The 7,294-nt window shown below is 43.6% G+C and carries 7 protein-coding genes; 5 read left to right on the top strand and 2 right to left on the bottom strand.

Annotated features, from left to right (window positions below; all coding sequences use genetic code 11):
* Window positions 1-693, bottom strand: a 693-nt coding sequence (gene amrB / locus KDK16_RS00360; protein ID WP_257274193.1) for an AmmeMemoRadiSam system protein B, incomplete at its 3' end; no start/stop codon positions are given.
* Window positions 694-756: 63 nt separating this feature from the next.
* Here amrB and amrS point away from each other — a divergent pair.
* From amrS to KDK16_RS00375, 3 genes are all read left to right on the top strand, one after another.
* A complete protein-coding gene (amrS, locus tag KDK16_RS00365; protein ID WP_257274194.1) occupies window positions 757-1,866 on the top strand; it encodes an AmmeMemoRadiSam system radical SAM enzyme in 1,110 nt (369 codons plus the stop codon).
* 114 nt (window positions 1,867-1,980) lie between these two features.
* Window positions 1,981-2,799 carry a CPBP family intramembrane glutamic endopeptidase gene (locus KDK16_RS00370; RefSeq protein ID WP_257274195.1) on the top strand — a complete coding sequence of 273 codons (819 nt, stop codon included), beginning with the start codon at window positions 1,981-1,983 and terminating at the stop codon, window positions 2,797-2,799.
* A 203-nt stretch (window positions 2,800-3,002) separates the two neighbouring features.
* Window positions 3,003-4,313: a WD40 repeat domain-containing protein gene (locus tag KDK16_RS00375; protein WP_257274196.1), complete on the top strand. Its 1,311-nt coding sequence runs from the start codon at window positions 3,003-3,005 to the stop codon at window positions 4,311-4,313.
* A 341-nt stretch (window positions 4,314-4,654) separates the two neighbouring features.
* Here the strand turns inward: KDK16_RS00375 and KDK16_RS00380 are convergent, their stop codons facing one another.
* Window positions 4,655-5,266, bottom strand: a complete 612-nt coding sequence (locus tag KDK16_RS00380; RefSeq protein WP_257274197.1) for a hypothetical protein — start codon at window positions 5,264-5,266, stop codon at window positions 4,655-4,657.
* 358 nt (window positions 5,267-5,624) lie between these two features.
* Here KDK16_RS00380 and KDK16_RS13430 point away from each other — a divergent pair, with 358 nt between their 5' ends.
* A complete protein-coding gene (locus tag KDK16_RS13430) occupies window positions 5,625-7,016 on the top strand; it encodes an autotransporter outer membrane beta-barrel domain-containing protein (RefSeq protein ID WP_257274199.1) in 1,392 nt (463 codons plus the stop codon).
* A gap of 130 nt (window positions 7,017-7,146) precedes the next feature.
* A partial coding sequence (locus KDK16_RS00390) for a helix-turn-helix domain-containing protein (protein ID WP_257274200.1) occupies window positions 7,147-7,294 on the top strand: 148 nt, incomplete at its 3' end.

Here is a 7,294-nt window from a genome sequence, read left to right on the forward strand (position 1 = left end):
TTCCATGCCCCTGCGCTGGGCTATTTTCAGCATACCATTGAGAGGATGGCTGCCGCAGGCCTGACCTCCCGTCAAACAACCGCTCATTTGTTCTATGGCTCTGGTCGTCAGACTGTCACGCTGGTTGGCTTCTTCATAGCTGAGGTAGTGACTGAGGTCTGAGCTGATGACGATCAGGGTTTCATCGCCGCCCCAGAGAAAGTCTATAACTTCAGCAACGGCATAGGGGGAAGCATCACCCACGACCAGGGGAATCAGCTTGAAACTGTCCAGAGTACTTTGAAGAAAGGGGCACTGCACTTCCAGACTGTGCTCATTGGCATGAGCTGCATCCAGAGTGTGTATCTGATTGAATTGACTCAGGCTTTTGATGGCATCGGTATCCAATGGAATATCGCCTATGGGAGTCGAGTATGCCTCGCAGTTCGGAAGGGCTATCCCCTCAAACGCAACCTGGTGAGAAGGACCCAGCAATGCCACTCTTTTGATTTTGCTGCGATAGGTTTCCAGCTGTTTATAGCCTGATGCAGCAATAGCTCCTGAGTAGATGTAACCGGCGTGGGGTACGATCAGGACTTTAGGCGACAGTTCTCTCTCAGTGGCTTCCGACATCAGATTAGTGACAACGGTTTTCAGGAGTTCCGGTTCGTCGGGATAGAAAACACCAGACACTGCAGGTTGTCGAATGTTCATTGAGCTTTCCCCACGGATGAGCGGCTCTATAATTATAGTCAGCGAACCGAGTGAGGCACTGTCATGATAAATGGGCTCGGTCAGTCTCCATCTGACGATTTTCCGCCTGGCAATTTTCCCACCGAATACTGGCACTGTCTTGAGGATGGTCGAATTCAGTGTGATGTTTGTCCCAGAGCTTGCAAGCTGAGGGAAGGTCAGCAAGGGCTTTGTTTTGTCAGAGCCCGGCATCAGGATCAGATTGTTTTGACCAGTTATGGGCGCTCCAGCGGTTTCTGTATTGATCCGATAGAAAAGAAACCACTGAACCACTTTTTACCGGGTACTCCGGTTTTATCATTTGGCACAGCAGGCTGTAATCTTGCCTGCAAGTTCTGCCAGAACTGGGATATGAGCAAGTCGAGGGAAATGGACACCCTGGCTGATCAGGCTATGCCTGAGCAGCTGGCTCTGGCTGCGTTGGAAAAGGGCTGCAGAAGCCTGGCTTTTACCTACAATGACCCGGTGATTTTTATGGAATATGCCATAGATGTTGCGCTGGCTTGTCATGAGCAAGGTATTTGCCCGGTAGCCGTCAGTGCCGGTTATATTTGCGAAGCCCCCAGAGAAACCTTCTTTCAATGCATGGATGCGGCCAATATTGACCTGAAAGCATTCACTGAGTCTTTTTATAAAAAAATTTGTGGTGGATCTTTACAGCCCGTATTGGAAACTCTGAAATATCTCAAGCATGAAACAGAGGTATGGTTTGAAATCACCACCCTGCTAATTCCCGGAGAGAATGATTCTGATCCCGAGCTTAACAGTCTGTGTGAGTGGGTCGTTGAACAACTGGGCGTTGATGTGCCTATTCATTTCACCGCCTTTCACCCTGACTGGAAAATGATGGAGCATACACACACGCCCGCTGGTGCTCTTGCCAGGGCAAGAAACATTGCTATCGGAAAAGGCATTCGTTATGCCTATACCGGAAATGTACACGACAGTCATGGGGGGAGTACCTGGTGCCATAACTGCGGGCAATTATTGATTCAGCGAGACTGGTATCAGCTGGGGATCTGGAACCTGGCATCGGGTTGCTGCCATCAATGTGGTGAAAAGGTAGCCGGTGTTTTTGAAGAGCAGCCCGGTGACTGGGGAAGCAAAAGAATTCCTGTACGAATGAAGCCCTGAACGCTATCAGGATAGCCGCTTCTGAGCTTCCCCCGCTCCAGTAGAGTAGATACCTCATTCAGTTTGTTTATGCTGTGCTACATTGACTGAGTTTTACTCACCAAAAGTAGCATTATGAAGTTATCCTTAATCTTCTTTTTAGCCTTGATATATCTAAATTTATTTGTGAGTAGGCTTTATTCAGATGATAGAGTTATATTGAGTGGTGAAGAAGTATGTCATTATCTAAATGCTTCAAACATAACCAATATTAACGGATCTTCTATGGGCGAGACTCATGGTTTCTGTCCGATTGAACAGGTATCAATCAAAACAACTTTTCTTGATAATATGTCTCCATTTTTGGAGGAAATTAAAAATGATTTTAAAGTAGGGCTCTGTTATGGGTTTTATATACCTGCTGTTGGCGTACTGATTATCACTCCATTTTTACTTTTGTTTAGTAAATATATAGCTAGCCCATACCATGTAAACTCACCTACTATGCAGTCAGCCTTTTCAATTTCAAAAGAGGAAGCATTGAGATTCTATAGAAGTGCCATAGTTAAGCGTTATTCGAAATCAATTATTGCAGCAGCAGAAGAAGAATTTATTTATCGTTTTATTGGCCTCACCGCTATAGAGTCTCATGTAAAATATTTACTTGGAAAACTTGAATATGATAGTGATGAAATAAATGGCAAGTCTCAATTTTATGCAATTACTATATCCTCAATCGTATTTGGTTTATTGCATCTGAGGAATGTGAATCCTCAAATTGCCCAAGCTTTTATTGCAACTGTTTCTGGTTTTTATTTTGGCTATATCTATTGTGAAAATGGGATGATTGCACCTTTGACCGCTCATATTGTTAATAATGTGCTGCTACTTTCAATAGGAAAAGTTTTAAGCTGGTACGGAATTCGATTACTCACTGGTGGCTTCAAACAATAGGTGCGAACGACTCCCTGATGATGACTCCCTCCAGGGCTGAAGCCTGGTAGCTAGCTATGTTGACAGAATTAAGAGGTGCCCCTCCATTTTTTAATAAGAATATTTGAAAAGAGAGGGAACTTATCTACAGTTGCAAAGTCGAATCATAAAAATACCAATTGAATGGACTATTTTTTCAAAAAACTTAATGGAGAAACTTTCTTATGAAAACTTACTGGAAAAAAATGCTGAAGTGTTCAGTGTTAGCTGGACTGTCCTGCGCTGTTCTTACCGGGCTTAAAGCTGACGAATCTGTACAGGCGTCGCAAAAAAAAGTGGACTTTGAGCTGACACTCGAAGTAAATGCTAAGCCTCTTGCCGAGCTTAGAGGACAATTTATGAGTCCTGACGTCAGATGTAACGTCCATTCAACTTCATGGAATCATGATTCTTCCATGTTGGCAGCTGGAGTAACATGCAAGGACGATCGTAATGTGACAATCCCTCATGTACAAATACTACAGAAGGATATATTAACTTATAAATCAATTCGAATTCCGTCGGGTCAATCTGTAGACAAAGTCAATGCCGTGTTTAGCCCTGATGGCTCACTGTTGGCGGTATCAACGAACGACAAGGGAGTCAGGTTCTATGACGCGAAGAACAATTTTATTCTTAAGCATGAACTTCGTGATAATAACCACACCTATCCTACTTTTGCATTCAGCCCTGACGGTACTTTATTTGCGGTTGAGGATAACCACGATGTAAAGGTGTACAATGTAAAGCGTGATTTTCAGCACGTGGGTACGATTTATAATATTCTGCCGGTTAATTTGAGGTTTCTGTCCGATAACACATTGCTGGTCAGGACTCCATCTGGTGCCTATGTTCTACATTCAAATGATTCATTTAATCTCCATGACATTGTGTACTCTTTCAGATTTAGAAAAGGTTACTATGCTAAAGGTTTGGATTTAAGTTCAGACCGTTCTCTGTTGGCATTCTCAACCCGGCGTGCTGGAGTCTTTTTTCAAAATAGTGACCCCAGAATGATGTGTGAAAAATACTTTCCCTGCTTCGGCTACAACTTTATCAATAAAGATTTTGTCCAAACTGATCTTATTGGCATAACCAGTATGGCATTCAATAATGATGGATCTCTATTGGTTGCAGGTGGGATTGGTTTTGATGATTCTGTTTCTGAAACTGTCAGCATTTTATCGAAAGGTGAATCGGGGTGGTCTGAAATGAAGTCTATCAAAGAACCAAAAACGGCTATAAATAGCGTTAGCTTTAGTCCCGATGGTGAATTGTTGGCGGTAGCCGGGGTTGAGGGCAAAATCTGGTTATACGAAGTCAATCCGGTAGATGAAATAACGCCATCTGAAATGCCAGCTGATGAAATACCGCCTGAAATGTCAGCTGATGAAATACCACCTGAAATGTCAGCTGAAACGCCAGTTGAAACGACCAGCTTGCCCAACTTGCTCGCTGAGTACACGAGGTGCGCTGTTTTCGGGCAGTGTAATTAACGTTAGCTCGATTATAAAAAATGACATGAGAGTCAACTGATAACTAAATTATGTTTACAAGCTAACAGTAAACACCAGTCGTGGCTCTCATTTCCCTGCTTAATCTATTCTATAAACTCCATGATTTCTGCTTATCTTCTAAACCCGCCCGGGAGGTAATATTGCAGCCTCAACAAAACAGGCGCCCCTCCATTAAGAGAAAATAATCACTCCTTGGCAACCGGAACGAATAGAAATTGGCAAGAGAGTCTACTTCGTTTGTCATGATCTGTAGTCATTCAGTTACGGTCATAGTCTCGGACTCCACATGCATCTGGCATATTTACTCTGCTCAACATGCATTACTGTAATGCTGTACTTATTAATTCAATGGTTGTTTTGTAGTCACTTTCTAAGCCAAAATTAGCACACGCTGTTAAAAAAGCGTTGTCATTTTTCAATGACTCGTAGATTGTTGATAAATGCTCTTTTGCCTTTGCGTAGATTTCTTCGTCTTTTAGATTGTCTGTTTTACAAAAATCTTCAGATTGTAGAAATCCATGTACATCTCTACCCATATGAGATGAAAGGGAAATTATCCCTCCGGAAGCAGACATCAGATGAGTGGCTAAGCCTTGCACCATAAGCCGATCAGAATCTCCATGCAGACAGCGTAAGAATTGGCTTTCCATTCTTTTTATATAGACCTCTTTCGAAGAAGCTGTACCTTGCTGCCGTCTGGCAAGCAATGATGCGTGATATATCCTTAACAATATGACACTGTCGTTAAACTCTAAATTAGAAAAAACAGATACTCTTTGTTCATTTAACTGAAATTGTTTTAAGTGTATCTCATCAAAAAGCGAAATCAGACTACTGATCGCATTATAGAGTGATGCATTGACATTATATGAATACAAAACGGAAATAATAAAAATAACTCGAGTGGTTGTAATTGCTCTGTGATTTTTCATATGCTGAAAGTTTAGTTTTTCGGAAAATTGACCCTGAAATGTAGCACTTTTTTATTATTTTGCAGAATATTGAAAAATATAAGACTTGCAGCAAGGGGGGGGGGAGAATGCAGTTGAACTTCCCCTGATAAATAGAAGCCTGTCTATAACTAAGCTGCTGCTTTGTATGCTGCTGTTGATTTGACTCGTACCGTCAGTCTCTGGAGTCTGGGAGCGAGGTTCATTCAGTCAGAATGCAAATACGACCATGGAATGATAGTGGCTCGTTTTATAGAAAAACTGGATAACCTGCCGCGATGGACTACTTTCTGATCTGGAAGAATTTATTCACTTTGGCACATTAAGATCGGGAGTAATTGTGAACGTCAGGTCCAATCTTTCTCATACCGTCAGGCTGGTTGCGCTCGGCGGTGCTGCCGGAGGGTGGCTTATTCCCGTCCTGGCTCAAACCGGAGTTCAATCTTCGGTAACCAGTGACGAAAGTGGCAACAGTGCCACCATCACCTATTCAAGAACGATGGATGCAAAAGCCATCATAGATACTGACAAGGTTTATCAACTGGGGAAGGATGGTCAATATTACTTTAAAGCTAAAAATGTGGATCAGCCGATTAAAGAAGGAAGGCTGATTCCGGTACAAAGACTGGACAATATCGCACTCGCTGATCCTGTAACTTCTTCCATTCCTCTTGCTCTCGATCACCCCTCAATCGCCAACAAGATGATGATTGAATCGACCTTTAGTGCATATGGTCATTTTACCGGGCTGACGCGAAGTATTCTTAAGGGCCGGATACCAGCCGCTGCCATAAGTGGGGTTGAGGGGAATCTGCTTGAGCAAACCTCCGCAACACTGTTAAAAGCCGAGAATGGTAATGCTTCTGCAAGAGTCGATTATCTGGAGCAGGATGAAAATAATGAAGTTTTTATGCTATCAGTGTCAGAGAGGGCTACCGCTTTTGTCAGTGGTGACTGGTTCGGACTGGTGGGGCTTTATGGTCATTTTTATGATCAGGATGAGATCGACAACATGGCTGGCTTCAAGTCCGGAGGCTACGGCATTCAGCTGGGGCTACTCAGGCCGGTCTCTGAACACTGGCTATTGGGTGTTTATGGTGCCTGGCAAAAGCTGGACGCTGATCTTAAGGATCATAATGGCGAGTTGGATACAGGCACCTGGAGGCTGGGGCCAACGGTTGCCTGGAGCAAGGATGGCTTTCACGCTGAAGGTCTGCTGACTTATAACTGGAATACTGTTGACAGTAAAGTGCCGCGCTACAACTCGGACTTCAAAAGCGAGGAGTGGGATGCCTATTTTCGCGGCGGTTACGATATCAGTCTCGACAGCGTAACAGTGGGTCTGACGTTAACGCCGGAAGTTCAGTTTCTTTATGCCAGTCAGGACCGGGATAAATATAGCTGGGCTTCGGGTATGGTGGGAAAGAGCACCAACAAAGGCTGGGTGTCCAGAATGGGAGTTAGTCTGACATACGACAGTTTCCTAATGAATCAGCCTGTCGAACTGAAAGCCTCACTGGGTTGGCAGCACAATGATTACGAGCCCGATGATATTGAGTACATGAATTCGAAACACAGTTTAAAAGGTTATGATGAGAATGCTACCTATTACTCTCTGGGCATTGCGACACAGCTGAGCGGGCAGCTAAATATGAATGTTGGTTATGCAGGCACTTGGTCTGAAAATGCTCTGGGGCACTACTTGCAGGCTGGTGTGGAATTCAGGTTCTAAGTTCAGACTGATTTACCAAATTGAGCGGAAAGCCCCGTACTTCTGGTGCGGGGATGGATAGCTCGCAGTCTGAAAGACTGCTTATGCAAGACACTTGCTATATTTACAGCTTTTATTGTAAAATGTAAATATGACTAAGCGAACCTATAAATACCGATTCTATCCGACACCTGAGCAGGAAATACTTCTTGCACAATCGTTTGGCTGTGCTCGGTTTGTCTATAACAATACGCTTCGTTTTCGCACTGATGCCTACTATAAAGAATGGCAATCCATTC

Source organism: Endozoicomonas sp. SESOKO4 (assembly GCF_024606275.1).

Excerpts from the sequence above, each read along its gene's own strand:
- KDK16_RS00375 (WP_257274196.1), top strand. The coding sequence starts at position 3,003 with ATGAAAACTTACTGGAAAAAAATGCTGAAGTGTTCAGTGTTAGCTGGA.
- amrS (WP_257274194.1), top strand. The coding sequence starts at position 757 with ATGATAAATGGGCTCGGTCAGTCTCCATCTGACGATTTTCCGCCTGGC.
- KDK16_RS00380 (WP_257274197.1), bottom strand. The coding sequence starts at position 5,266 with ATGAAAAATCACAGAGCAATTACAACCACTCGAGTTATTTTTATTATT.
- KDK16_RS00370 (WP_257274195.1), top strand. The coding sequence starts at position 1,981 with ATGAAGTTATCCTTAATCTTCTTTTTAGCCTTGATATATCTAAATTTA.